This window comes from Rhizobium sp. WYJ-E13, assembly GCF_018987265.1.
In the GTDB taxonomy this organism is placed as follows: domain Bacteria; phylum Pseudomonadota; class Alphaproteobacteria; order Rhizobiales; family Rhizobiaceae; genus Rhizobium.
This window is the reverse complement of the sequence record NZ_CP076853.1, coordinates 452859-479324: the sequence shown is the minus strand read 5'-3', so window position 1 is coordinate 479324 and position 26466 is coordinate 452859. Positions and strand designations below refer to the sequence as shown.

The 26466-nt window shown below is 60.8% G+C and carries 23 protein-coding genes and 1 pseudogene; 9 read left to right on the top strand and 15 right to left on the bottom strand.

Annotation, left to right across the window (positions count from 1 at the left end; all coding sequences use genetic code 11):
• Positions 1–111 precede the first annotated feature (111 nt).
• Positions 112–2289 (top strand): glycine--tRNA ligase subunit beta, encoded by a 2178-nt coding sequence (gene glyS, locus KQ933_RS02330; protein ID WP_216757204.1) that lies wholly within the window; start codon positions 112–114, stop codon positions 2287–2289.
• Positions 2290–2339: 50 nt separating this feature from the next.
• Here the strand turns inward: glyS and KQ933_RS02325 are convergent, their stop codons facing one another.
• On the bottom strand, positions 2340–2549 hold the full coding sequence (locus KQ933_RS02325; RefSeq protein ID WP_132652410.1) for a 4-oxalocrotonate tautomerase family protein: 210 nt from the start codon (positions 2547–2549) through the stop codon (positions 2340–2342).
• A gap of 97 nt (positions 2550–2646) precedes the next feature.
• Here KQ933_RS02325 and KQ933_RS02320 point away from each other — a divergent pair, with 97 nt between their 5' ends.
• Entirely contained in the window at positions 2647–3555 is a 909-nt protein-coding gene (locus KQ933_RS02320) for a LysR family transcriptional regulator (RefSeq protein WP_216757203.1), read from the top strand.
• Between the two features lie 100 nt (positions 3556–3655).
• Here the strand turns inward: KQ933_RS02320 and KQ933_RS02315 are convergent, their stop codons facing one another.
• The 10 genes from KQ933_RS02315 to KQ933_RS02270 form a co-directional block, all read right to left on the bottom strand.
• Complete coding sequence (locus tag KQ933_RS02315; protein WP_216757202.1) at positions 3656–5479, bottom strand: methyl-accepting chemotaxis protein; 1824 nt, start codon at positions 5477–5479, stop codon at positions 3656–3658.
• Between the two features lie 278 nt (positions 5480–5757).
• Positions 5758–7581 carry a methyl-accepting chemotaxis protein gene (locus KQ933_RS02310; RefSeq protein ID WP_216757201.1) on the bottom strand — a complete coding sequence of 608 codons (1824 nt, stop codon included), beginning with the start codon at positions 7579–7581 and terminating at the stop codon, positions 5758–5760.
• A 364-nt stretch (positions 7582–7945) separates the two neighbouring features.
• On the bottom strand, positions 7946–8398 hold the full coding sequence (locus KQ933_RS02305; protein WP_216757200.1) for a plant virulence effector HPE1-like domain-containing protein: 453 nt from the start codon (positions 8396–8398) through the stop codon (positions 7946–7948).
• A 202-nt stretch (positions 8399–8600) separates the two neighbouring features.
• Positions 8601–9872: a phosphoribosylamine--glycine ligase gene (gene purD / locus KQ933_RS02300; protein WP_216757199.1), complete on the bottom strand. Its 1272-nt coding sequence runs from the start codon at positions 9870–9872 to the stop codon at positions 8601–8603.
• A 195-nt stretch (positions 9873–10067) separates the two neighbouring features.
• Positions 10068–12005, bottom strand: a complete 1938-nt coding sequence (locus KQ933_RS02295; protein WP_216757198.1) for a DUF2207 domain-containing protein — start codon at positions 12003–12005, stop codon at positions 10068–10070.
• Between the two features lie 45 nt (positions 12006–12050).
• Positions 12051–13322, bottom strand: coding sequence for a 3-phosphoshikimate 1-carboxyvinyltransferase (gene aroA / locus KQ933_RS02290; RefSeq protein WP_216757197.1), 1272 nt, complete (start codon positions 13320–13322; stop codon positions 12051–12053).
• Positions 13323–13405: 83 nt separating this feature from the next.
• The gene (locus KQ933_RS02285) at positions 13406–13957 is read right to left on the bottom strand and encodes a LemA family protein (RefSeq protein ID WP_216757196.1); all 552 of its coding nucleotides are present in this window, start codon (positions 13955–13957) and stop codon (positions 13406–13408) included.
• Positions 13958–14056: 99 nt separating this feature from the next.
• The gene (locus tag KQ933_RS02280) at positions 14057–15016 is read right to left on the bottom strand and encodes a glycine--tRNA ligase subunit alpha (protein ID WP_216757195.1); all 960 of its coding nucleotides are present in this window, start codon (positions 15014–15016) and stop codon (positions 14057–14059) included.
• Between the two features lie 111 nt (positions 15017–15127).
• The gene (locus tag KQ933_RS02275; RefSeq protein ID WP_216757194.1) at positions 15128–15319 is read right to left on the bottom strand and encodes a hypothetical protein; all 192 of its coding nucleotides are present in this window, start codon (positions 15317–15319) and stop codon (positions 15128–15130) included.
• Positions 15320–15338: 19 nt separating this feature from the next.
• A complete protein-coding gene (locus tag KQ933_RS02270) occupies positions 15339–16199 on the bottom strand; it encodes a S49 family peptidase (RefSeq protein ID WP_216757193.1) in 861 nt (286 codons plus the stop codon).
• A gap of 193 nt (positions 16200–16392) precedes the next feature.
• On the opposite strand from KQ933_RS02270, the gene KQ933_RS02265 reads away from it, so the two are divergent.
• On the top strand, positions 16393–17736 hold the full coding sequence (locus KQ933_RS02265; protein WP_216757192.1) for an Nramp family divalent metal transporter: 1344 nt from the start codon (positions 16393–16395) through the stop codon (positions 17734–17736).
• A gap of 29 nt (positions 17737–17765) precedes the next feature.
• On the opposite strand, the gene KQ933_RS02260 is transcribed toward KQ933_RS02265, so the two are convergent.
• The gene (locus KQ933_RS02260; protein WP_216757191.1) at positions 17766–18542 is read right to left on the bottom strand and encodes a tRNA1(Val) (adenine(37)-N6)-methyltransferase; all 777 of its coding nucleotides are present in this window, start codon (positions 18540–18542) and stop codon (positions 17766–17768) included.
• Positions 18543–18548: 6 nt separating this feature from the next.
• Positions 18549–18776 (bottom strand): DUF2007 domain-containing protein, encoded by a 228-nt coding sequence (locus KQ933_RS02255; protein WP_216757190.1) that lies wholly within the window; start codon positions 18774–18776, stop codon positions 18549–18551.
• A gap of 109 nt (positions 18777–18885) precedes the next feature.
• On the opposite strand from KQ933_RS02255, the gene KQ933_RS02250 reads away from it, so the two are divergent.
• The 4 genes from KQ933_RS02250 to moaB all read left to right on the top strand — a co-directional run bounded on the left by KQ933_RS02250 (position 18886) and on the right by moaB (position 23377).
• Positions 18886–19902, top strand: a complete 1017-nt coding sequence (locus tag KQ933_RS02250) for a polyprenyl synthetase family protein (protein ID WP_216757189.1) — start codon at positions 18886–18888, stop codon at positions 19900–19902.
• A 191-nt stretch (positions 19903–20093) separates the two neighbouring features.
• Entirely contained in the window at positions 20094–21926 is a 1833-nt protein-coding gene (locus KQ933_RS02245) for a tetratricopeptide repeat protein (protein WP_216757188.1), read from the top strand.
• A gap of 6 nt (positions 21927–21932) precedes the next feature.
• Positions 21933–22826 (top strand): 4-(cytidine 5'-diphospho)-2-C-methyl-D-erythritol kinase, encoded by an 894-nt coding sequence (locus tag KQ933_RS02240; protein WP_216757187.1) that lies wholly within the window; start codon positions 21933–21935, stop codon positions 22824–22826.
• Positions 22826–23377 (top strand): molybdenum cofactor biosynthesis protein B, encoded by a 552-nt coding sequence (gene moaB, locus KQ933_RS02235; RefSeq protein WP_216757186.1) that lies wholly within the window; start codon positions 22826–22828, stop codon positions 23375–23377. Before KQ933_RS02240 ends, moaB begins: the two co-directional genes overlap by 1 nt.
• A gap of 23 nt (positions 23378–23400) precedes the next feature.
• Here moaB and KQ933_RS33305 read toward each other — a convergent pair.
• Positions 23401–23702 (bottom strand): annotated as a pseudogene (locus KQ933_RS33305) (hypothetical protein).
• A 71-nt stretch (positions 23703–23773) separates the two neighbouring features.
• Positions 23774–24292, bottom strand: a complete 519-nt coding sequence (locus KQ933_RS02225; protein WP_216757184.1) for a glycosyltransferase family A protein — start codon at positions 24290–24292, stop codon at positions 23774–23776.
• Positions 24293–24431: 139 nt separating this feature from the next.
• Between KQ933_RS02225 and KQ933_RS02220 the strand changes: the two genes are divergently transcribed.
• The gene (locus KQ933_RS02220) at positions 24432–25589 is read left to right on the top strand and encodes a PA0069 family radical SAM protein (RefSeq protein ID WP_216757183.1); all 1158 of its coding nucleotides are present in this window, start codon (positions 24432–24434) and stop codon (positions 25587–25589) included.
• 165 nt (positions 25590–25754) lie between these two features.
• Positions 25755–26447 carry a ribonuclease HII gene (locus KQ933_RS02215; protein WP_216757182.1) on the top strand — a complete coding sequence of 231 codons (693 nt, stop codon included), beginning with the start codon at positions 25755–25757 and terminating at the stop codon, positions 26445–26447.
• The last annotated feature ends 19 nt before the right edge of the window (positions 26448–26466 follow it).

Here is a 26466-nt window from a genome sequence, read left to right as displayed (position 1 = left end):
CAATTGAGCCTTTCGCCTCCTGTTTTTGCGGTTGTGCAGATGCGGCATTCTTTGGTAGCAGAGGCGACCATTTTTGATTGCCTGCCCTGCAGGCGCCAGGAAAAGAGTACCATGCCGAACCTGCTTCTCGAACTTCGCTCCGAAGAGATCCCCGCCCGCATGCAGCGCAAGGCCGCCGGTGACCTCAAGAAGCTCCTCACCGATGCCCTGGTGGAAGCAGGACTGACCTATGAGGGGGCGCGTGAATACTGGACGCCGCGCCGCCTGACACTCGACATTCACGGCCTGACGGCCCGCTCCGCCGATATCCGCGAAGAACGCAAGGGGCCGCGCACCGACGCCAACGAGAAGGCGATCGAAGGCTTCCTGCGCGGCGCCGGCCTGTCCTCGGTTTCCGAAGCGCAGATCGTCAGCGATCCGAAGAAGGGCGATTTCTACGTCGCCGTCATCTCCAAGCCAGGCAGAGCCGCCGAAGAGATCATCGCCGAAGTCATGCCCGGCATCATCAAGGATTTTCCGTGGCCGAAATCGATGCGCTGGGGCAAGGCTTCTTCGCAGCCCGGCTCGCTGCGTTGGGTTCGCCCGCTGCAATCGATCGTGTGCACCTTCGGCAGCGAGCATGAAGAAACCGTCGTCATCCCCTTCGAGATCGACGGTATCATCGCTTCCAACGTGACCTATGGCCATCGCTTCCATGCGCCCGATGCCATTACCGTCAAGCGCTTCGACGACTACGTCTCGAACCTCGAAAAGGCGAAAGTCATTCTCGACGCGGAGCGCCGCAAGGACATCATCCTGCATGACGCACGCGACATCGCTTTCGCCAGCGGACTGGAACTGGTGGAAGACGAAGCGCTGCTGGAAGAGGTGTCCGGCCTCGTCGAATGGCCGCAGGTGCTGATGGGCTCTTTCGAGGAAGATTATCTCTCGATCCCCTCGGAGATCATCCGCCTGACGATCAAGACGAACCAGAAGTGCTTCGTCACCCGCAAACAGGGCGAGGAGACGCTTTCGAACAAGTTCATTCTCGTCTCCAACATCCAGGCGGCGGATGGCGGCAAGGAAATCATTCACGGCAATGGTAAGGTCGTGCGCGCCCGCCTCTCCGATGCGCTGCATTTCTGGAAGCGCGATCAGGGCAACCTGCCGGACCTCGAAACGCTTGATAGCTCCGCGAAGAAATTCGATCTCGACCTTGCCAAGCCGCTCGACCAGCGCATGGCAAAGCTCGATGCGCTTGATGTCACCTTCCATGCCAAGCTCGGCACGCAAGGTGACCGCGTCGAGCGCATCCGGGCGCTGGCCGCCAAAATCGCCATGCCTGCCAGCGCCGACTACAAGGTCGTGGACCGCGCCGTCGTTCTCTGCAAGGCAGACCTACGCACCGAAGCCGTTGGAGAGTTCCCGGAACTACAGGGCGTCATGGGCCGTAAATATGCTGTTCTGCAGGGCGAAAACATCTCCGTTTCGACGGCCATCGAAGATCACTATAAGCCTCAGGGTCCGTCGGACCGCGTGCCCGAGGACAGGGCGGCGATCACCGTAGCGCTTGCCGACAAGCTTGATACGCTCATCGGCTTCTGGGCGATTGACGAGAAGCCGACAGGCTCGAAGGACCCGTTTGCGCTGCGCCGCGCCGCACTCGGCATCATCCGCATCCTGCTCGAACAGCGCGTCCGGGTGACGCTGCTGCCGCGCATCGTCTCTCATATGCAGCGGATAGATTCCGATATCGGCGCAAGTGTTGACGCAGACGACCTGTCGCGTCAGTTCGACCTGCTCTCGTTCTTCCACGATCGCCTGAAGGTCTATCTACGCGATCAGGGCGCTCGCCACGACCTCATCGATGCCGTGCTGACGCCTGAAGCTGACGATCTCCTGATGGTCGCCCGCCGTGTCGAGGCGCTGACGGCCTTCATCACCTCGGAAGATGGAATCAACCTGCTTGCCGGCACCAAGCGAGCCACGCAGCTTCTGGCCGCCGAGGAGAAGAAGGGCACCGTTGTTGCAGATGGTGTTTCCGAAGCGCTGCTGAAGCTCGATGCCGAAAAGGAACTGTTCGCTGCCATCACCAAGGCTTCGTCCGACGCTGCCGGCGCGGTTGCTCACGAAGATTTCCGTTCGGCCATGGAAGCGCTCTCGAAGCTTCGCGCACCCGTCGACCGCTTCTTCACCGACGTGCTCGTCAATGACGAGGATGCCGCCATCCGCGCCAACCGTCTCGCACTGCTGCGGATGATCCGCGCGGCGACCGGTACGGTGGCGGACTTCTCGAAGATTGCCGGCTAAACGGCCGACAGACAAAAATGGGGCCGAACGGCCCCATTTTGCTTTTGCCCTCATCGTTCCTTTTGCATCTTGGCGATGGTGAGCGTTTCGCCTGCGCGGCCATAACCGCCGTCGACGACCTCATCGACGAGGACCATGGTGTAGGGGCGAACGCCCTCCCCGAAAAAGTCGACGAACATGGCCGTCGTTCGTAGAATGATATCCTCCTTCTGCTCTGCGGTCAGAGTACCCTCGGGAAACTTGTAGTTTGCGAATGGCATGATGAACTCCTGCCTGGTTTGCGTTGCGACCAGGCAAGCCTAGCGACATCAGAAACATGCTTGAAATCGATATGAGGTATATGCATTCATCCAGGCCATGGATTTGCATGGTATCGATCTCAATCTGCTTGTCGCCTTCGACGCGCTCATGAAAGAACGGAGCGTGACGAAGGCCGGCATTCGCATCGGCCGAACGCAGCCGGCGATGAGCGCTGCTTTGGCGCGGTTGCGCAGCCTTCTCAAGGACGAGTTGCTGGTGCGCGGACCGCAGGGGCTGCAGCCGACACCACGGGCGCTTGATCTCGCCGAACCCTTGTCGCGTGCCCTTGCCGAAATCCAGCGCACGCTTGATTTTATCCAGGCGTTCGATCCCTCAAGCACATCTGCGACTTTCACGGTCGGCCTTTCCGACCATCCGACTTTCGCGCTTCTCCCGCGGCTCGTTATTCTTCTCGCCAAGGCGGCTCCAGCCGCGACATTGCAAGTCAGGAATTTCAGTGCGCGTGACGACGCCATCGACCTGCTGGATTCGGGAGAAGTCGATGCTACGGTCGGCGTGCCCGCAACGAAAACAGGACGCATCCTGACCCAGCCTCTGTTCGAGGAGCGTTTCGTCTGTATCGTCAGGAAGGATCATCCGGCTGCAGGGAGCGCGCTCAATCTCGATGCATTTCTGGCTCTTCCGCACCTGCTCGTCTCGCCAGAGAACGAGCGCTTCGGCCATGTCGATGCGGCGCTGGCGAAAAAAGGGCTTCAGCGACGGCTCGCGCTGACCCTTCCGAATATGTATGCCGCACCGCTGCTGATTGCCCGCTCCAACATGATCGCCACCTTGATGGCTGGTGTCGTGGCGGCTTCTGGCCATTCGGACGAACTCGCCTTGCTGGAGCCGCCCATCTCGCTCGACAGCATTCCTTTTGTCCTGTCATGGCATCGGCGCAATGATGCACATCCAGCGCAGCGCTGGTTCCGGGCATGCGTTTCCGATGCAGCGCGCAATATGTAGCGCTTTCCGGCGTCTCCGCTGAAAAGAACACGACCGCCGGATTTACATCCGACGGCCGCTAATGCTTTGGTGATGAAAAGGCCTGATGTCTGCGCCCCGTTTATGCGGCGCGGCGGCCCTGATGCATGGCGGGAGCGGCTGCGGCGTTGCCGACGCGGAAGCCTCTGATAAGGCCGAGCAGTTCGTCGGTGTCGGCAGCCAGCGTTTCGGCCGATGCCGTGGTCTCTTCGGCCATGGCGGCGTTCTGCTGGGTGGCGGCGTCGAGCTGGTTCATCGACGACGAGATCGAGCGCAGCGTCGTATCCTGTTCGGAGGCGCTGTGGGCGATCTTGGCGACAATCTCGTTGGCGGCCTTGATCTGATCGGAGATGCGCTTCAGCGCTTCGCCTGCCTCGCCGACGAGGCGGACGCCATGATCGACCTGGCTGGACGAGCGGGCGATCTGATCCTTGATCTCCTTGGCGGCAGCCGCCGAGCGCTGGGCCAGTTCGCGGACTTCCTGGGCGACGACGGCAAAGCCCTTGCCGCTTTCGCCGGCACGCGCTGCCTCGACACCGGCATTCAGAGCCAGCAGGTTCGTCTGGAAGGCGATCTCGTCGATGACGCCGATGATCTTGGTGATTTCCGACGACGACTTTTCGATGCCGCTCATGGCTTCAATCGCCTGGGTGACGATCGCATCGCTATGGGTGGCTTCGGTCGAGACCGAGTGAACCCGCTTGCTCGCCTCATGGGCACCATCGGCCGTCTGGCGGACGGCGACGGTCAACTCGTCGAGAGCCGCCGAGGTTTCCTCCAGGCTTGCGGCCTGGCGCTCGGTGCGCTGCGACAGTTCGTTGGAGGCACGGCGGATTTCTTCCTTGGCGACGCCGATATCGCCGCCCTTGGCGCTGACCTGGGCCATGGCGGCTTCCAGATGCGAGAGCGCATCGTTGAAGTTGTCGCGCAGAGCCGCGTATTTCTGGCCGATGTCGGCGCAACGCACCGTCAGGTCGCCGTGGGCGATCTGCTCCAGCGCCTGGCCGATGGTGCTGACGACACGAGCCTGCAGCGAGGCTTCGTCCTGCTGATGGCGCAGGTTGGTTTCGCGCTCGCTTTCGAGCGCCAGCTGCTGGGCAGCCTCGCGATCGGACATCGCGTGACGTTCCCTGATCTTTTCCTGCAGCGCCTGCGTCGCCTTCGCCATCATGCCGACTTCGTTGTTCATGCCCGTATGCGGGATATCAAGCGACACATCTTCGTCTGCAACAGCCTGCAGCGCGGTGTGCACGTCCTTCAGAGGGTTCGATATGCCGCGGATGACCAGATAGGCGGCGACAAGGGCGAAGAAGAACAGGACAATACTGCCAGACAGCGCCGCAAGGATCTTGTCGTTCACCTGGGCATCGAGATCGTCCATGTAGACGCCGCTACTAACAACAACCTTCCAGGGATCGAAGGCCATTGCATAGGCCGTCTTGCGATAATCGCCAACAGGCTGTCCGGGTTTGGCTGTGGAATAATATTCGACAAGACCACCGCCCTGCTGCCCGAGCTTGACCAGCTCTTCGCGATAGAGCTTGCCCTTGCTGTCCGGCTGCCCCTTGTTGATCTGCCCGACTTTCGAGGCGTCATAGTGGAATATCATCTTGACGTCGTAGTCATAGCCGAAGAAATAGCCATCCGGATCGTATTTCATGGCATTGACGGTGGCGTAGGCTTGTTTCTGGGCGTCTTCCAGCTTCATTTCGCCTGAAGTCACCTTCGCCTGATAGAACTTGAGAACGGAGACCGCGGACTGGACCTCCGAACGCAGCATGTCATAGCGTTCCTTGTAGATCGCATCGACCGAGGAGCGGACCTGGAGGGTGGTTGCGATTGCAAACGCCACCATCAGGCCGATGACCAGCAAGATAAGCTGCTTCGATATTTTCAAATTTTTCATGATGCCTCGCAACGGGAATGAGTGGCTGCATTCCGGTGCGGTTTTATACCGCCTGTGCGAGCGCGCCGGATGAAGGCGACGCATCTACCGCTGCTAAAGGAACATGCTGCGACCGGTTAGCTACGATTGGCATTCATCCTATAATAAAGCTTTAATTTTATTAGATTTTGGACAAAATCTCCCTATAAATCCGGGGGGTGTCAAAAGCAAAACCGCCGGATTTACATCCGACGGCCGCTAATGCTTTGGTGATGAAAAGGCCTGACGTCTGCGCCCGTTTATGCGGCGCGGCGACCCTGATGCATGGCGGGAGCGGCTGCGGCGTTGCCGACGCGGAAGCCTCTGATAAGGCTGAGCAGTTCGTCGGTGTCGGCAGCCAGCGTTTCGGCCGATGCCGTGGTCTCTTCGGCCATGGCGGCGTTCTGCTGGGTGGCGGCGTCGAGTTGGTTCATCGACGACGAGATCGAGCGCAGCGTCGTATCCTGTTCGGAGGCGCTGTGGGCGATCTTGGCGACAATCTCGTTGGCGGCCTTGATCTGATCGGAGATGCGCTTCAGCGCTTCGCCTGCCTCGCCGACGAGGCGGACGCCATGATCGACCTGGCTGGACGAGCGGGCGATCTGATCCTTGATCTCCTTGGCGGCAGCCGCCGAGCGCTGGGCCAGTTCGCGGACTTCCTGGGCGACGACGGCAAAGCCCTTGCCGCTTTCGCCGGCACGCGCTGCCTCGACACCGGCATTCAGAGCCAGCAGGTTCGTCTGGAAGGCGATCTCGTCGATGACGCCGATGATCTTGGTGATTTCCGACGACGACTTTTCGATGCCGCTCATGGCTTCAATCGCCTGGGTGACGATCGCATCGCTATGGGTGGCTTCGGTCGAGACTGAGTGAACCCGCTTGCTCGCCTCATGGGCACCATCGGCCGTCTGGCGGACGGCGACGGTCAACTCGTCGAGAGCCGCCGAGGTTTCCTCCAGGCTTGCGGCCTGGCGCTCGGTGCGCTGCGACAGTTCGTTGGAGGCACGGCGGATTTCTTCCTTGGCGACGCCGATATCGCCGCCCTTGGCGCTGACCTGGGCCATGGCGGCTTCCAGATGCGAGAGCGCATCGTTGAAGTTGTCGCGCAGAGCCGCGTATTTCTGGCCGATGTCGGCGCAACGCACCGTCAGGTCGCCGTGGGCGATCTGCTCCAGCGCCTGGCCGATGGTGCTGACGACACGAGCCTGCAGCGAGGCTTCGTCCTGCTGATGGCGCAGGTTGGTTTCGCGCTCGCTTTCGAGCGCCAGCTGCTGGGCAGCCTCGCGATCGGACATCGCGTGACGTTCCCTGATCTTTTCCTGCAGCGCCTGCGTCGCCTTCGCCATCATGCCGACTTCGTTGTTCATGCCCGTATGCGGGATATCAAGCGACACATCTTCGTCTGCAACAGCCTGCAGCGCGGTGTGCACGTCCTTCAGAGGGTTCGATATGCCGCGGATAAAATAAGCCGCAACCGCCATGCCGCCGACGAAGACGATCAGCGAGGCAGTCAGCGCCTTCCAGATTGTGGCATTGACCTTCTGCTGCAGGTCGTCGAGATAAACGCCGGTACCAACGACGACCTTCCAGGGTTCGAAAGCCTTGGAATAGCCGCCCTTCAGAAAGACCTGATCTTCCGGCTGACCGGGCTTGGTCCAATAATAGTAGGTGCGGCCGCCGCCAGCTTTGCCGTGGTCGACAAGGGCTTGGCTGAATTTCGCGCCCGTCTTGTCGACCTGGCCGCTCATGTCCTTGCCGAGATTCACTGGGCTCGGATGGAAGAGCTGGATGACGTTGTAGTCGAAGCCGAAAAGATAGCCTGATGGCTGGAAAGTCACGCGCTTCAGGATGTCAAAGGCTTCTGCCTGGGCAGCCTCATGCGTCATCTGGCCGGCCTTCTCGCGTTCGTAGAACGTGTTGAGAACCGAGATGCCCGATTCGACCTGCGTGCGAAGCATGTCGAAGCGCTCGTCATAGATCGCCTGCTCGGATGTACGTATTTCAAAATAGGTTGCGACTGCAAATGCGACCATCAAAACACCGACCAGCGCAAAAAGCTGATGGGCAATCTTGAGCTTCTTCATGATTGACCTCACGGAAAGGTGAAAAGCAATATCCCGGATCGGTCAACTCCCGACCTGCGCGCGAAACATCGCGCGCTGAGCTAGCGCAATCATGCGTCCCCCGGTCCCTCGGTAAGTAAAATTAAGGTGAATGACTAAATTATCTTTTAACGAACGCGGTATTTCTACTCCACATGCCCAGTAAAATTGATGGGCATCTTCTTTCAGACCTGTATAAGTTGCAGCAATTCATTATTTCAATCAATTATATTAGAATATACTAACTTAAAAAGCATAACGCACCCCTGCTTTTCTTCAGAAGTGCGTTCAGTCGGCTGCAGTGGAGCCCTGCATCGAAATTCTGATCGGGTGGGGCGGGGCCGCGTCAGAAACGGAGCTCGAAGGCGGAAGCGTTGAGAGGCGCGGTCTGTTCCATGCCGGCCGCTATGGGTTTCGCATTGCCGCCGACCACGGCCGCCGTCGCCTCATTATCGATACCCTCGGCGGGCACGGGCGGGGCAAGGGCCAGCATCTGTTCGGGGGTGGCCTTGCTCACAAAGAGAACGGGAGAGCCGCCCATCCAGTTTTCGGTGCGATAAATCTTCTTCTCGCCGTCGACGTCACGGACCTCTGCTTGCTGGAAAGCGCCGGGACGCAGCTCCGGTACCGAATACTCCTTCTTGGAGGCTTCCGCCCGGAGCGGTGGGCAGTGGCCGCAAGTTTCAGTGATGATGCTGCCGGCTTCCTTCGGCCTGCTTGGCCCGATCACTTCGATCGAGGCAGCCATGGCGGAACCAGCCGCCAGCAGAAATACTGCACTGAGGAAAATCTGACGCATCAACGCTACTCCGTCTCGCTTGAGAGCCGCGACCGGAAAACGGTCCGCAGCTCTCAATTTTTGTTCAAGCATCGGATTGTCCGAAAACCGCTTCATGCTTTTCGGTCCGATGCATTAGGAGCCAGATTAACGCAGCTTTGTTTCCATCCCGTCAGAAGAAAGGGTAAAAGTTTAGCGAAACGAGCCGTCGTCCGGCCGCTCTCTATGCCTTTTCGCGTTCGACCGCGCGCCAGCCGATATCGCGGCGGCAGAAGCCGTTTTCCCATTTCACCCCGTCCAGCAGAGCATAGGCGCGGTCCTTTGCCTCGCCGACCGTGCGGCCCGTAGCCGTCACGTTCAGGACGCGGCCGCCGGTGGCGACAAGCGCGCCATCCTTCAGCGATGTGCCGGCCTGAAACACCTTCTCTCCCTCACCGGCTTCCGGCAGTGCGAGGATCGGGGTGTTCTTCTCATAGGCGCCCGGATAGCCTTTCGAGGCCATGACGACGGTCAGCGCCGGATCGTCGGTCCATTCCGCCTTGAACTGGTCCAGCGTGCCGTTGGCACAGGCGAGCAACAGCGGCAGGAGATCGCTCTTCAGCCGCATCATCAGCACCTGGCATTCCGGATCGCCGAAGCGGACATTGTATTCGATGAGTTCCGGCCCCTTGGCGGTGATCATCAGGCCCGCAAAGAAAACTCCGCTGAAGGCATGGCCGCTTTCGGCCATGCCGCGAATGGTCGGTTCGATGATCTCCTTCATCGTGCGCTCGGTCATCTCGGCCGTCATGACGGGTGCCGGCGAATAGGCGCCCATACCGCCGGTATTCGGGCCGGTATCGCCCTCGCCAACGCGCTTGTGATCCTGTGCGGTTGCCAGCGGCAGAGCGCTCTTTCCATCGCAAAGGCAGAAGAAGCTCGCTTCCTCTCCATCGAGATAGGCTTCGACGACGACTTCGGCTCCTGCCTCCCCGAAAGCGCCTTCGAAACAATCGTCCACCGCGGCCAGCGCCTCGTCCAGCGTCATGGCGACCGTGACGCCCTTGCCGGCGGCGAGGCCATCGGCCTTGACGACGATCGGGGCGCCCTGCTCACGAATATAGGCTTTGGCCTTTGGCGCGTTGTTGAAACGCTGATAGGCACCGGTCGGAATGTCGTAGCGGGCGCAGATGTCCTTGGTGAAGCCTTTGGAGCCTTCGAGCTGGGCAGCGGCCGCTGACGGGCCGAAGACTGCAAAGCCTGCGGCGCGCAGCCTGTCGGCGATGCCGGCAACCAGCGGGGCTTCCGGTCCGACGACGACGAAATCGATCGCCTTTTGCCGGCAGAAGGCGACGACCGCATCGTGGTCATCGATATCGACCAAGACCAGTGTCGCATGTTCGGCGATGCCGGGGTTGCCGGGTGCGGCGTAGAATTCCGTCATCAGCGGCGATTGCGCCAGCTTCCAGGCCAGTGCGTGCTCGCGTCCGCCCGATCCGATCAACAGAACCTTCATGCCTGATCCCTTTTGCTGCTAGAGCGCTTCCCGCTAAAGCGGAACCGGCGGAGGCGCTCTATCCTATTTTTTTTTCGTAATCCCGGACGGAAAACCGGTTCCCACTTTTCCTGGAATTGCTCTGCTCTGGCCTATTGGCCTAGCCTGTTGGTCTGGCGGTTAAGCGGGAAGGCCCGAAAGGTCAAGCGGGAAAGCTTACCAGCCCCCGCCTCCGCCACCACCGCCGCCTCCGCCGGACGAGCCGCCGCCGGAAAAACCCGAGGACGAACTGGAGGGCGGCGGTGACGGAATGGTGGAGGCAATCGTCGAGGCCATCGACGAGGAGAAGCTGCCGATGCGATCGGAAAAACTGCCGCTGTTGAAATTGCCGGAATACCAGGTGGGATTATAGGCGGCCGCGGCGGCCCCTGCGGAAGCCGCAGCCAGCCAAGTCTCGAAGGTGCGCGACCAGGGCTTTTCGACACCGAGCGCCACGGCATAGGGCAACAGGGTTTCGAAATGCTGCGGCGACATTTGCGGTGCGCCCGCCATGTTCATGCGGTCTTTTTCGGCGAGCGTCAGATATTGCCGCAGGCCATCGACACCGGCCGTCATCTTGGCGCCAAGCGGCGTCGGCGCCCCCATGATGAAGAAATAGAGGATATTGAAGAGCACGATGCCGCCGACCGCAAAGAGCATGGGCGTTTCGTGGAATTCCATCAGCGAAGAGCCGAGCGCCAGCACGACGGCCGAGAGAATGCTTAAGCCCACAAAAACGGCGATCGCAATGGCAATGACCGCGAAAATCTTGCTCATAAGCGAGCGGCCGGGATGCAGCGCCTTCACAAAACCCGCCACGAAGACGGACAGGAAAATGGAAATGCCGATGGGGATGATCATCAGCACGATCGTATCCGGCTCCAGCGAACCGAAGACGAAGAGCGCTACCAGGGCCGCGGCGCTCAAGATCACGCCGCCAGTGATATAACCGGCATTGGAATTGTAATATTTGCCGCGATGCTCCCGTTCGATCGAAGACCGGAAGCTCTGCCCGACGGATTTGACCTTTTCGCCGTTGGCCTTGTCGATCGTGAGCGTATCGCCGCTGCCGCCCACGGCCTTCAGGAGTTCCGCCTCGCCAGCCTGGAGCTTCTCCTTGCCGGGCGGCTTGTCGGTGCGGCGGATGATAATGGAGTCCTTGAGGTCGTCGAGCCTGACATAACCACGCACGGCAAGATCGAGCGCCGTGGCCGAAAGTGCCGTCCAGCCCTGGCCGGAAAAGCCCCTGTTATCGATGTAATTGACGAGTGCCGGAGAGATACCGGAGGGCGGATCCCAGCGCGGTACGACGATCTCACGCGCCGGATCGCGGCCAACCTTCAACCAGGAGCGCGTGTAATAGAGGAATACGAGGATAAGACCGCCGAAACCAATAAAATAGTCACGGTTATCGCTGAACCACCAACTGCTCTCCTGATCGGCGCTCGGTGGATCGATCGCACCTTTCGGCAGTTTCGCGGCAAAGGTCAGCCCCTCCTCCTCGCCGAGGGGAGCCGTGGTTGCAACGACCAGTCGGCCGTCGTCCACGTTCGCTCGAGCATTCTTGCCGGTGGCACCGATGGGGCCAGTGAAGACCATGACATCTTCGGGCACGACGCCCTGCGGAAAGGTGACCGTCACTACTGCCGAGCGGATCGGAAAAATCCAGCCGTTGCCGGTGACGTTCCAATAAAGCTCATCATGATCATCGAAATAACGGATCTGACGGTTCGTCTTATAGGTGAAGACATATTGGTGGCGGCCGGGAGAGATCGTCACGTCTTCGGAGCCGGCATAGATGCGGATGCCGCCGGTGACGGACTCCGTGTGCCAGGGCTCGTCCCTGCCGTCGCGCTTGACCGAGACGACGCTAAAATCGACGCTGCGGCGTCGGCCGCTCGCATCCCTGAAGGTCAGCGGAAAATCGCGGAAGATGCCTCGCCGGATGCGATCGCCTTCGGCATTGACGGTGATCGTTTCCGCAACCGTCATCGCGCCGCTCTTTTCCAACTGGATGGCGGAATCGAAGGAGGCGATGAATTCTGCGCTTATGGCTGCCCGCGCCGTCAGCATCAGCAATAGCGCGAAGCAAATGCCGATAAACCGCTGGACCATGTCCCCTCCCCCGATTGCGGTTCAGCCTATGGCGTCTCGCGTTCCCTAGGCTTCGTCTTTGTAGGCTACTCCCAGCCCCGCAAGCGTGCGCCAGTAAGCCGGGAAGGTCTTGCCGACGCAGTCAGGGTCGAGAATCGTGATGCCATCGATCTTCAGGCCGGCAAGCGCAAAACTCATGGCGATGCGATGATCGGCAAAGGTGTCGATCTCGGCCGGCAGCGTCTGACCCGCGAGATCGGGATCTGAATGGACGATCAGATCGTCACCGTCCTCGACTGCCAGACCTTCGCGGATATTGTTGAGCCCCGTCGACACGGCGCGAATACGGTCGCATTCCTTGACGCGCAGGTTGGCGATGCCGACGAAGCGGACCGGCGTCTCGTTGAAAGCGGCAAGGACGGCGATCGTCGGGACAGCGTCCTGCATCTGCGAACCGTCTATTTCGGCCGGCAGATGCGGGAACTTGGCGATCGTCTCATAAGCCTTGGCATCCGGCTGGGTGAAGGCATCGTTCGCCACTCCAAGGTCGATCTTGCCGCCGCTCAAAACTTCGGCCGCCCAGAGATAGGTCGCTGCGGATGCATCCGGCTCGATGACGAAATCGGCTGCTGTATAGCCGGTCGGCTGGACACGCCAGGTCGCCGCATCGAGCTGCTCCACCTTGGCGCCGAAGGCCTCCATAGCGGCAAGCGTCAGATCGACATAACCGCGGGCGCCGATATCGGTACCGGCAAGCGCAATCGTGACAGGCGCGTTGGCCCCCTGCTTGGCGAGCGGTGCTGCCATCAGAAGGGCCGATACATACTGGCTGGACAGCCCCGCATCGATCTCGACGCGGCCGGACGCGAAATGTCCGTTGCCGCGCACGGTTACCGGCGGGCAGCCGGTCGGCGCCTCTGCATCAAGTCCAAGTGACTTCAGCGCTGCAACCAGCGGGCCGATCGGCCGCTTGCGCATATGCTCGTCGCCATCGATCACCACCGTGCCTTCGACGGAGGCAACCGCAGCCGTCAGGAAACGCGTCGCCGTGCCGGCATTGCCGAGGAAGAGCGGCGCTTTCGGCTGATGAAGCTTACCGCTGCCGGTCACGACGAAGGTCGTCTCGTCGGGCTCGTCGATCTGCACACCCATGGCCCTGAGCGCCTCGGCCATATATTTCGTGTCGTCGCTCTTCAGCGCGCCGGTCAGCCGGCTCGTGCCCTTGGCAAGGCCTGCCAGCAGCAGCGCACGGTTGGTGATCGACTTCGAGCCCGGCGGCACGGCACGACCGGCCAGCGGCTTGCCCGGCGGGATGATGGTGAGCTTGGCTTTACTCATTGCGCTTGTCTCTTCTGTCGATTGCAGCGGCCGCGATCGGCCATATCGGACTGCTCATAGCAGTTTTTGCGCAAAGACAAAGGTCAGAACTTGACCGTCGGTACGGCGCGGTCCGCCTCGTTGGCGATTTCGAAATATTCGCGCTTGGCGAAGCCGAACTGGCCGGCGACGAGGTTCGAGGGGAAACTCTCGACCTTGACGTTCAGGTCACGGGCAGCGCCATTGTAATAGCGCCGCGCCATCTGGATTTCGCTTTCCATCGTTTCCAGCGAGGCCTGAAGCTCGGAGAAATTCTGGTTGGCCTTGAGATCGGGATAGGCTTCGGCGAGCGCCAACACCCGGCCGAGCGCCTGGCCAAGCAGACCTTCCGCCTGCGCCCTGCCGGCGACGTCACCCGACGGCACGGCCTGCGCCTTGTTGCGAAGCTCGACGACCTCTTCGAGCGTGCTTTTCTCGTGGGCGGCATAGCCTTTAACCGTCTCGATCAGGTTCGGGATCAGGTCCGCGCGGCGCTTCAGCTGCACATCGATGCCGGACCAGGCTTCCTCGGCCATCTGCCGGGAACGGACGAGGCCGTTATAGATGAAGATGACGTAGAGTGCGATCAGAACGATGACGCCAAGAGCGATATACATCGCGAATCCCCCGAAAAGCCAATGTGGCGGGAGACTACGCGGGTTTTGCAGAGATCGTCAAACGGGGAAGGCGGCGCAAGTGTTCCTTGCGCCGCGGGATCAGGCTGCTGCGTTTACGAAGTCAAAACCACCCGCATCCGTCAGCAGGAAGGCTTCGCCGCAAGCTTTGGCGAGCGTGCGCACGCGCAGGATGTAGCTCTGGCGTTCGGTCACGGAGATAACACCGCGAGCATCGAGCAGGTTGAAGACGTGGCTGGCCTTGATGCACTGATCATAGGCCGGGAAGACGCATTTGTGCAGGCGCTGGTTGGCATTGTCGCCGGGAGCGCCGGCGGCGAGCAACGCCTGGCATTCCTTCTCGGCATCGATGAAATGGCGATGCAGCATCTCGGTATTGGCGAATTCGAAATTATGGCGGGAATATTCCTGCTCGGCCTGCAGGAAGACATCGCCATAGCTGATCTTCTCGTCGCCTTCGCGGCCATTGAAGTTCAGATCGTAGACATTGTCGACGCCCTGTACATACATGGCGAGGCGCTCGAGACCGTAGGTCAGTTCACCCGCAACCGGCGAGCATTCGATGCCGCAGATCTGCTGGAAATAGGTGAACTGCGAGACCTCCATACCGTCGCACCAGCATTCCCAGCCGAGGCCCCAGGCGCCGAGCGTCGGGCTTTCCCAGTCGTCCTCGACGAAGCGGATATCGTGCAGCAGCGGATCGAGGCCGATGGCGGCGAGCGATCCGAGATAAAGCTCCTGCAGGTTCGGCGGGTTCGGCTTCAAGATGACCTGATACTGGTAATAATGCTGCAGGCGGTTCGGGTTTTCACCGTAGCGGCCGTCGGAGGGACGGCGGGAGGGCTGAACATAGGCTGCCTTCCACGGCTTCGGGCCGAGAGCGCGCAGCGTAGTGGCCGGGTGGAAAGTGCCGGCGCCGACTTCCATGTCATAGGGCTGCAGAACCGCACAACCCTTGTCCGCCCAGTAATGATGCAGGGTAAGGATCAGCGCCTGGAACGAGCGCTTCGGGTTCATATGGTCTGGAATTGTCGCGGACATGGAAGGGCACCGATTGCTTGGAGTAAGAGCGCGACAGGTGCCACGCAGCGCCGCAGGGGTCAAGGCTTTTGCACTGTGTTCGCCGAAAGCCAGATGCTGCTTCGCCAAGCGTTATTCGTCTTCCCGCTTGAGACGATATTCACCCGTTGCCGGATCCTTCACCAGCGTGCCGATGGCTCCCGTCTGGCGCTCCTTCTCGGCGCGGCGGGATTTTTCAGCAAGCTTCCGCGCGTCGGAGACGAAGCGACGGTAGAGCCACCAGGCCGCGCAGACGAGGATCAATAACGTGATAAGCTGTGCCATATCCCCCTCGTTTCTCCCGTCAAAGCCCGTAGCGGCTCCACAATGCCCTTTCCTCAGCCGCTTCGACAAGCCCCGATGCGAGACCGGACGCCGCACCTTCAAGCGAGACCGGCGAGACACCGGGAATGCGGCGGCCGAGCAGGCCGCGGGTGGCTGTGATGAGCTGCAGCTTGGTTTTCTGGCCGTAGCGTTTCTTCAGTTCCTGGCGCATGTCGCCGAGCCCATCGATGAGGCCGAGTTCCAGGCCGCGCGTGCCGCTCCAGAAGAGGCCGGAGAAAACGGTCGCATCGTCCATCAGCTTGCCGGCGCGACGCTCGCGCACCATGGAGATGAAGACCTGGTGGATCTCGAGCTGCAGGCTCTTCAGATATTCGATGTCCTTTTCCTTCTCGGGCTGGAAAGGGTCGAGGATCACCTTATTTTCACCAGCCGTATAGACGCGACGTTCCACGCCAATCTTCTTCAATAGTTCCGGAAAACCGAAACCGCCCGAGACGACGCCGATCGAGCCTACGATGGATGTCGGGTCGGCGATGATCTCATCGCCCGCCAGCGCGATCATGTAGCCGCCGGACGCCGCGACATCTTCCACGAAGACCAGCACCTTCTTCTGCTTTTCGCGCGCAAGTTCGCGGATGCGCGTGAAAATGAGGCGGGACTGGACGGGCGAGCCGCCGGGCGAATTGATGGAGATGGCAACGGCGGGCGTGTCCTTCGCGGAGAAGGCCTTCTCCAGAACCGGCGCGACATTGGCGAGATTGAGGGTCGGGCGAAACTGGCCGCCGCCACTGATGATCGCGCCCTGCAGCCTGACGACGGGGATGACGATCCCGTCCCCGCGAAACCGCTTCGGCATCAGCTTTCTCAGAAATCCAGCCATTTCTCTTCCTTCACTATGATCGGCAGCGCCAGCATGCATATGCACATTACAAGGGCATTGCATGTATGCGCTGCAACGACAAACGCAATGGCCACGTTCTCAAAACGTCGACCCTCCACTTTCTTATTGCGAATGACTTGCATTATCATTCTAGTCAGGCATAGTGCCGGCTTGGCAAACAGGTGAGAATGGCATGGACGTTATAAATCCGAATGGAAAGGGCGGCTGGCGGACCGAGCGCGGGGAGGCTTCACTCTCCGACGTCTACCGTTCGGTTGGTACGGGACGGCACAGTTCCACGTGGCGGCGCGCGGCAGCCTTCCTCGGCCCCGGCTATATGGTAGCGGTCGGCTACATGGACCCCGGCAACTGGGCAACCTCGCTCGCCGGCGGGTCGAAGTTCGGCTATGCGCTGCTGACCGTCGCACTGCTTTCGAACATCATGGCGATCGTGCTGCAGTCACTTTGCGCGCGCCTTGCGATCGGTTCCGGCCGCGACCTCGCGCAGGCCTGCCGCGATGCCTATCCGAGCTATGTTGCCGTGCCGCTCTGGGCCTTTGCGGAAATCGCCATCATCGCCACCGATATTGCAGAGGTGATCGGCACGGCGATCGGCCTCAATCTGCTTTTCGGCATTCCACTTGAAATCGGCGTGCTGATCACCGCGCTCGACGTCTTCGTCATCCTTCTGCTGCAAAGGCTCGGCTTCCGTTGGATCGAGGCCTTCATCATCACGCTGCTCGGCGTCATCGCGATCTGCTTTGCGGTACAGATCTTCCTTGCCGACCCGCAATGGGGCGCCGTCATCAGGGGCTTCCTACCGACAACAGAGGTCGTCACCAATCCGGAAATGCTCTACCTGGCGCTCGGCATTCTGGGCGCGACCGTGATGCCGCACAATCTCTACCTTCACTCCGGCATCGTGCAGACGCGCTCCTACGGCCATACCGTGCCGGAAAAGAAGGAAGCGCTGACCTTTGCGACAATCGACTCCACCGTGGCGCTCTGCTTCGCACTGCTGATCAACGCCTCGATCCTGATCCTTGCCGCAGCCGCCTTCAATGCCAATGGCAAGACGGATGTGGTGGAACTCGGTGAGGCGCATTCGCTGCTGTCGCCGCTGCTCGGTCTTGCGATTGCACCCACGCTCTTCGGCATCGCGCTGCTCTGCTGCGGCCTGAATTCCACGGTCACCGCCACGCTTGCCGGGCAGATCGTCATGGAAGGCTTCCTGAAAATCCGGCTGAAACCCTGGGTGCGCCGCCTGATCACCCGCGCCATCGCCATCGTTCCCGCGGCTTTCGTGACGATCTGGTACGGCGATCAAGGCACGGCTGAACTGCTGATCCTGACACAGGTGGTACTCAGCCTGCAGCTTTCCTTCGCCGTTTTCCCGCTCGTCATGTTCACAGCGAGCAGGGCGAAAATGGGCGAACTGGTCGCCCCGAAGTGGCTGAGCGCCGTCGCCTATGTGGTCGCTGTCGTGATCGCCGGTCTGAACGTCAAGTTGCTCCTCGACTTCGTGACCGGAGGCTAACCTGTTCTCGGGCAATTCCTGAATTGGCTTCAGAGCCTGGCATAGGCTGCACGGCCATTGTTGAAATCATCGACGAGAGGGGAGAACTTGTGGCTCCCCTCTTCGTGCATGATCAGGGGCGCACGCAACGACAGCCGTGCCCGTGAGCCTTTGATCGCCGTCACGAGGATGCGGACGGCATTTTCCCCTTCACGCGGATGGATGGCAGTGATCTCGATGCCGCCGAAGCGCTTGCCGCAGGCATCGATGATCTCGGCGATCGATTGCGGCCTCGCGATCAGCGACAGTTGTCCGCCCGGTATCATGATGGCGCCGGCCGTGCGAACCCAGCGTTCGAACAGGCCATCCGTCATGGCATGCGCCTCGGCCTTCAGCGCATCCGGCGTCCTGCGATCGCCGGCATCGTTGAACGGCGGGTTCATAATAACGTGATCGAAGCTTTCGTCGAGCAGGCCTGCATCATTGCGTGCCTTGGCCGTCAGCGTGACATCGGCCTCGATGACCGAGACGCGGCCCGCCATATGGGCGTTGTCAGGCAGGTCGATGCTGCGGCGGGCGTAGTTGGCCATCTCTGCCGATCGCTCGAATAGCACGACCTCAGCCTTCGGAAGGCGGGACGCAACGGCAAGACCCGCCGCACCTGCACCAGCACCGAGATCGGCCACTTTTATTGGGCGATCATCGGCGACGAGGGCAGCTAGCAGCATGGCATCCATGCCGGCACGATGCCCCCTACCCTTCGGCTGGACGATGTAGAAGAGGCCGCGATGAAAGGCGTCTATGGTGTCAGCCACGGCCTGCGTCATTTTTTTTCATTTCCGCTCCCGAAGCTCAGCCCCGAGGCCGGCATCGGTCAAGATGCGCCGGGCTTGATCGGCCATCGCCTCGTCTACCAGCAGGCGGCGCGACAGCATGCCGAGCGAGCCCTCCAGCACGCTCATGCCCTGATCGGCGATGAAGCAAGCAATGCCCGCATCCTTCATGAGGCTCTCGGCAAATGAGAGCAGGACAGGGTCGTTTGCGCGGATAAGCTCATGCATTTGCCGTCATTTTCCCTTCCGAATTTGCTGGCAGCGACAATTCACCCCTTGCCGCCTCCATCGCCCCTTTCTATTGTCAAAGGCAACGAATGAACAGGAGTCCGGGTCGTTGGGCGTGGTCATACCGCTTGAAGAAAACAAAAACAAACTGGCTTCCATAAAGCCGCTGGTGGACCTCACCAAGGCCGATATGGAGCGAGTGAACCAGCTTATCCTTTCCAAGGCCGGCTCCGATGTCCAGATGATCCCGGAGGTGGCGAACCATCTCATCTCCTCCGGCGGCAAGCGCCTGCGGCCGATGCTGACGCTCGCCGCAGCCTCGCTCTTCGGCTACCGGGGCGAGAACCACATCAAACTCGCGACCTCGGTCGAGTTCATGCATACGGCAACGCTGCTGCATGACGACGTGGTGGACGAAAGCGACCTGCGCCGCGGCAAGTCGACTGCGCGGACGATCTGGGGCAACCAGGCAAGCGTTCTCGTCGGCGACTTCCTGCTCGGTCAGGCCTTCCGCATGATGGTGGAAGTCGGCTCGCTGGAGGCACTCGACGTGCTTTCCTCTGCAGCTTGCGTCATCGCCGAAGGTGAAGTGCTGCAGCTCTCCGTCGCAAAGAATATGGAAACGACCGAGGACGACTACCTGTCCGTCATCCGCGCCAAAACGGCGGCACTCTTTGCCGCCGCCGCCGAAGTCGGGCCGATCGTTGCCGAGACCAACAAGTCCGGCCGCAATGCGCTGAAATCCTACGGCATGAATCTCGGCCTCGCCTTCCAACTCGTCGATGACGCGCTCGACTACGGCGGCAAGGCTGCCGATCTCGGCAAGAATGTCGGCGACGACTTCCGCGAGGGCAAGATTACGCTGCCGATCATCCTCGCCTATCGCCGCGGCACGCAGGACGAACGCGCTTTCTGGCGCGATACGATCGAGGGCGGCAACGGCAGCGATGCCAATCTGGAAAAGGCGCTTGGCCTGATCACTAAATATGGCACGCTGAACGACACTATCCAGCGGGCAGTCCACTATGGAACGATTGCGCGGGACGCGCTCGCGCCGCTGCCGGACAGCCCCTGGAAATCAGCCCTGATGGAAGTCATCGACTTCTGCATCGAGCGCGTAAACTAAGGCGTGTCGCGATCTTAGGCACAAAACCGCCTACACAGCTTTGGGCGGCGTGCGCTAATCAAACGTCCTTGAACGTAGCCTGAATTTCTTGCAGGGCCGCTTCAAAAAAGCCATCCTGTTGTGAATCAGTGTTTGCAACTGATTTTGCGGTCGGCGCGTTGCTCCGGCCGTCCCTGAAGAAAGGTTTTCTAATGCGGCAGAGATTTGTCACCCGTCTCCTTTCGAGCGCAGCCCTGGCGGCGGTCCTTTCGCTCGGTGGGATCGGCGGCGTGAACGCCGAAGACGCGGCCAAGGCGGATGATGCCGGCAAGACCGTAACTTTCGATCCGGACAGCGTCACCACTTTCTCGGGCGCGTTTCTCGCTGCCCGCACGGCCGATGTGGACCATGACTATCCGACGGCGATCGAGCTCTACAAGAAAGCCTTGCAAATCGAGCCGGGCAATCCGGAAATCCGCCAACGCCTGATGATCTCGCTGCTGCTCAACGGCGACATCAAGGATGGCGTGAAATATGCCAACGACCTGAAGGGCGACCCGACCGTCGAGCGGATTACCACGATCGTGCGCGGCATGGATGCGATGCGCCGCGGCGAGTTCAAGACGGCGGAATCGATCCTGAAATATGACGGGCCGAACGATCTCGACCGCATGATGAACGACCTTTTGCTTGCCTGGGCGCGCGTCGGCGCCGGCCGCGGCAAGGAAGGGCTCGCGATGGTCGAGAAGATGAAGGGACCTGATTGGGTCCGCATCTTCCAGAACTACAATGCCGGTGCGATCGCTATCGTCAACGGCGACGTCAAATCCGCCCGCCGGCATCTCAACGATGCCGTGCTGGACAAGGAAGGCGGCGCGACTGCCCCTGACACCTTCCTGCGCGCCATCATGGCGCTCGCCCGCCTCGAAGCCTCGCAGGGCAACAAGCAGAAGGCGCTCGACGCCGTCTCGGTCGGTGACAACCTGCTGCCGAACTACGCACCTCTGAACGCGCTGCGCGACAGCATAGAGAAAGGCGAGAAGCAGGAGCAGCAGGTCAAGAGCGCCGAAGAAGGGGCTGCCGGCGTGCTCTTCTCTGTCGGCGGCGCGCTGAACCGTGACGGCGCCGAAGACATTGTCTCGCTCTATCTGCAGACGGCCAACGCGCTTGATCCGAACAGCGCCGATACGCTGGTGCTGCTCGGCGGCATTGCCGAGAAGCAGAACCAGATGGACCGTGCGATCGCGCTTTACCAGAAAGTGCCGGCGAATTCACCGATGCGCCGCATTTCCGAACTGCAGCTCGGCCTGGCGCTCGCCCAGGGCGGCAAGGTGGACGAGGCCCGCAAGCACCTGCAGGCGTTGATCACGTCCGACCCGCAGGATGTCAGAAGCTATCTCGCCTATGGCAGCGTACTTTCCGACGCCAAAGACTATCAGGCGATGGCCGACAATTACGACAAGGCTGTCGAGGTTATCGGGCCGCTGCCGGGCCGCGCTGACTGGAGCGTCTTCTTCCAGCGTGGCATCGCCTATGAGCGGCTGAAGAAGTGGGATCAGGCGGAACCTAACTTCCGCAAGGCGCTCGACCTCAATCCGAACCAGCCGCAGGTTCTGAACTATCTCGGCTATTCCTGGATCGACATGAACCGCAACCTCGACGAAGGCCTTGAGATGATCAAGAAAGCCGTCGAGCTCCGTCCTGACGACGGCTACATCATCGATTCGCTCGGCTGGGCCTATTTCCGCCTCAACCGTTACAACGATGCTGTCGACGAGCTGGAACGTGCGGCGCAGATCAAGGCTGGCGACGCGACAATCAACGACCATCTCGGCGATGCCTACTGGCGTGTGGGCCGCAAGCTGGAAGCCGTCTATCAGTGGAACCGGGCGCTCGCCTCGCAACCCGAGGAAGCTCAGATCCCGAAGATCAAGGAAAAGGTCGCCAACGGTTTGCCTGCACAGGATGACGACTCTAAGACCGTCGACAAGAAGCAGCCGGACCCGCAGCCGGTGACGCCGCCGCCGGTCGACAAGAAATCCTGACGCCGCATGCCTGAAGCGGGCATGCTGCTTTCCGGGCTCGGCGACTTCGCCATTGCTGAAGACGCCTGCGCAAAAATCAATCTTGCCCTGCATGTGACGGGCCAGAGGCCTGACGGCTATCATCTTCTCGAAATGCTGGTGACGTTTGCACGGCACGGCGACCGGTTGGGTTTTGCGGCTGCCGATGCCGATGATTTCACGCTTTCCGGCCAGTTCGCCGATGTGCTTGCCGATGATCCCGGCACCAATCTGGTACTGAAGGCGCGTGACCTGCTGCGGGAAGCGGCAGGCGGGGCTCCGCCTGTTCGCATCCATCTGGAAAAGAACCTGCCGGTCGCTTCCGGCATCGGGGGCGGTTCCGCCGATGCCGCAGCGACGCTGCGCGGGCTGATGCGCCTGTGGGATGTTGCACTTCCGGCTGACACCATTGCCGCACTGGCACTGAAACTTGGAGCCGACGTGCCGATGTGCCTCAAAAGCGCGCCGTTGATCGCACGCGGTATCGGCGAAGAGATCGAGACGGCCGATGCCCTACCCTCCTTCGCCATGGTGCTTGCCAACCCTTTGAAAGGTGTTTCCACGCCCGAGGTTTTCCGGCGGCTTGCGACCAAGAACAATCCTCCGCTGGTCCTGATCAAAACGCCGCACTGGATGGACGCCATACGGGCGACACGCAATGATCTCGAGCCGCCGGCGCGAGAGCTGGTTCCCGAAATCGCCGAGATTTCGAACATGCTCACAGCGGAAGGCGCGCTTTTCACCCGCATGTCCGGCTCTGGCGCGACCTGCTTCGGCATCTTCGAGACACCCGTTGCTGCGTTGCGTGCAGCCGAGCGTCTTCACGCCGCCCGCCCGGACTGGTATTTCCAGGCAACGGAGACTTTTGCAGGAGGTGTATGATGGCAGGCTTGGACGAAACGCGCGCTTTTGTTCCCCTCGGTATCGCCGTGCTGACAGTTTCGGATACGCGCACGCTGGCCGATGACAAATCCGGCGATACGCTCGCGGCACGGATTGCGGAAGCCGGACATCAGTTGATCGACCGCGACATCGTGCCTGACGACCGCGAGAGGATCACCGCACGCGTGCGGGCCTGGACGGAAGCCAAGGAAATCGACGTCATCATCACCACGGGCGGGACCGGCTTTACTGGCCGCGACGTGACACCCGACGCCCTGGAACCACTCTTCGAAAAGCGGATGGATGGATTTTCGGCGGTGTTCCACCGGATTTCCTACGACAAGATCGGCACCTCGACAATTCAGTCGCGCGCCACGGCGGGTGTCGCCAACGCCACCTTCATCTTCGTGCTGCCGGGCTCTCCCGGCGCCTGCAAGGATGCGTGGGACGGCATCCTAGAGGCGCAGCTCGACTACCGCCATATGCCCTGCAATTTCGTGGAGATCATGCCGCGTCTGGACGAGCACCTGAAACGCGGCGCGACGAAGTAGACTTGCTACAGCAGCAGCTTTCCCTATGTCGCAAGGCCCGGCAGCTTGGGCATTGTGTCCCAGCTATCACCAAACAGCACTACGCAGCTTATGCCGTGAACATCTGTAACGACGAGCATCCAGGTGCCGCTTTCGGCGGCATTAACCTCAAGAATGGCGTTCTGGTTGATCAGTCCGACTGCCGTGAGCTTTTCAGCAATGTACTGACGATCTCGGATCGGCCTGCGCAACTGCGCATCATCTGCGATGCTGCCGGAAGCGGATGCGCGATCACCAATATCGTCAATATGACGGCCAGCGGGCCGTAGACCTTATTGCGCAGCATGACGCACCTCCTTTCGCCGGGAATCCGGCAGAAGAGGAGATTTTCGCTGACCTGTTGTCTACAACATCACGCTACCGGGCAGCGCGGGCAACCCAGGAAGGGATCAATTCGCTGGAGAGTTGGCGTGGTTTCTGCGCCTTGACGAATTCGGTAAGGCGCATGCCGCTCTTTGCAGCGGATACGGCAAGCTTCTTGGGCATGAGCAGGCCGAGTTCCAGCGGTGGTCTGGCACGGCCGACACGCTGGAAAAAGGGGCGTCGATAGACACGCGAGGCGGTAAAGCGCGCAGAGACCTTATTCAAGACCACATATTCCGAGACTTCGTCGATCCAGCCCGCCTGCGGTCTTGCGCCCGGCTCGACGAAGAGCAGCCATTCGCCGCGGGCGGATCGGATGATATCCTTGATATCCCATTGTGAATGGAAACGGCAGCCAGCGGCATCCGCCACCCGGGCCGTGCCGTCGCGCGAGCCGTGATCGAGCACGACCACATCGCTGACGAGGCCTTCCACGGCGCCTGCCACCAATACCGATAGAGTCTGGGCCAGCTCAGATTCCTGATCCTGGCATTCAAGAACGACAGTCAACATTGCCTGTTTATAGAGCGCCGCACAAAATTTTGCCAGCGGGACTTTCCTCATTTTGTTCTTGCATTGTTCTCTTTTTGCCGATAGGAATTTAATCATCAAAACGAGCGGGATCGAGCGTTTTCCGCCGCTGGAGAATCCGATGAGACCACAGTCCCTTGCAGGGCAGGCCGCATTTGCGCCTGCCAATACGGCTGATATTGCCGATGCGATGATCGCGGCCTCGGGGCTGCGCATCGAAGTTGACCGGCGGCGCGGCCGCGGTGCGGGGCTGAACCCCAGCGGCCGCTTCGAGCCAACACAACGCGAAACCTTCGATGATGGCTGGCAGACGCTTGAGGAACTGCCGCCCTTCAAGACGGATGTGCAGGTCGAAAAGCCGCGCACGGCGATCACCCGCAACGAATCTCCCGATCTTTCCTTCGACCGGTCGATCAACCCTTATCGCGGCTGCGAGCATGGCTGCATCTACTGTTTCGCCAGGCCGACGCATGCCTATATGGGCCTTTCGGCGGGGCTGGATTTCGAAAGCAAGCTCTTCGCCAAGCCGGATGCGCCTAAGCTTCTGGAGCGCGAACTCGCCAAGCCGGGCTATAAGGTGCGCGTCATCGCGATTGGTACCAATACCGACCCCTATCAGCCGATCGAGAAGGAATGGCGCGTCATGCGGCAACTCCTCGAAGTGCTGAATAAGGCCAATCATCCCGTGGCGATCGTCACCAAGTCGGCGATGATCCTGCGCGACCTCGATATCCTCACGGAGATGGCGGCAAAGAACCTCGTGCGTGTCGGCATTTCAGTGACGACGCTCGACCGCAAACTTGCCCGCCTCATGGAACCGCGGGCATCGACGCCGACGCGCAGGCTGGAGGCGATCCGTGGGCTTTCCGAGGCTGGTGTGCGTACGTCAGTGATGGCCGCGCCGGTCATCCCCGCACTCAACGATCACGAGCTGGAACGCATCCTGGATGCCGCCAAGGCGGCGGGTGCTGAAGAAGCGAGCTATGTGCTTCTGCGGCTGCCGCTGGAAGTGAGCCCGCTGTTCCGCGATTGGCTGTTGCAGAATTATCCTGATCGTTATCGCCATGTCATGTCGCTGGTGCGCTCGATGCGCGGCGGCAAGGATTATGATGCCGAGTTCGGCAAGCGCATGAAGGGTGCGGGACCCTATGCCTGGCAGATCGCCCGCCGCTTCGAGATGGCGGCAAAGCGGCTTGAGCTGACCCGTCGAAGCCTTGCCCTGCGCGACGACTTGTTTGTGCCGCCCAATGGCAGCGGCGTGCAGCTTTCGCTGCTGTGATTAACGAGCTTGCGTGAGGCGTAAAGAAGACCTGCCCCGCGTCTTCTGCCTTACGCAATTCCCGCGGATGGCCCTGACCGCACCATCCGCTGGACCGCCCCCGGCCGTCGCCGCCCTGATCCGGGGGCTTGCAGGAAATCGGGTTGGCGTGCGAAGTTCAACCGCATGAAACGTCGCACGTCACCCGATTCTCCTCTGCTCTTTGAAGAGGCTCCCCTCGTGCCGGATTTCCGGCTGGAGCTGAAAGCCCGCAAGGCTGGTCACTGGCCTGTTGCGGGCGCAGATGAGGCCGGACGCGGACCACTTGCCGGTCCTGTCGTCGCTGCAGCCGTGATCCTCGATCCCAAGCGCATTCCTGAGGGTCTCAACGATTCCAAGCAGCTTTCAGCGCAGCGGCGCGAGGAGTTGTTCGTCCAAATTCTTGCGACCGCAACAGTCTCCATCGCCTCCTCCAGCTCTACACGCATCGACGAAACCGATATCCGCAAGGCAAGCCTCGACGCTATGCGCCGTGCGATTTGCGGCCTTTCCATACCCGCAAGTTATGTACTGACGGATGGGCTGGACGTGCCTGTAGGGCTCGACTGCCCCGGGCAGGCCGTGGTGAAGGGTGACGCACGCTCCGTCTCGATCGCCGCCGCTTCCATCGTCGCCAAGGTGACGCGCGACCGGATGATGGCGCGGGCGCATCTGGTGTTTCCCGAATATGGGTTTGCCGCTCATGTCGGATATGGCACGGCGCAGCATCGCTCCGGCATAGAGAAGCACGGGCCGTGCCCGCTGCACCGGATGAGCTTCCGGCCACTGCGCCAGGACGGCGTCGTGGGAGAGGTGAATGGAGAGATGCTGGAGGAGTAGACTCCAGCGCCACCGCCTC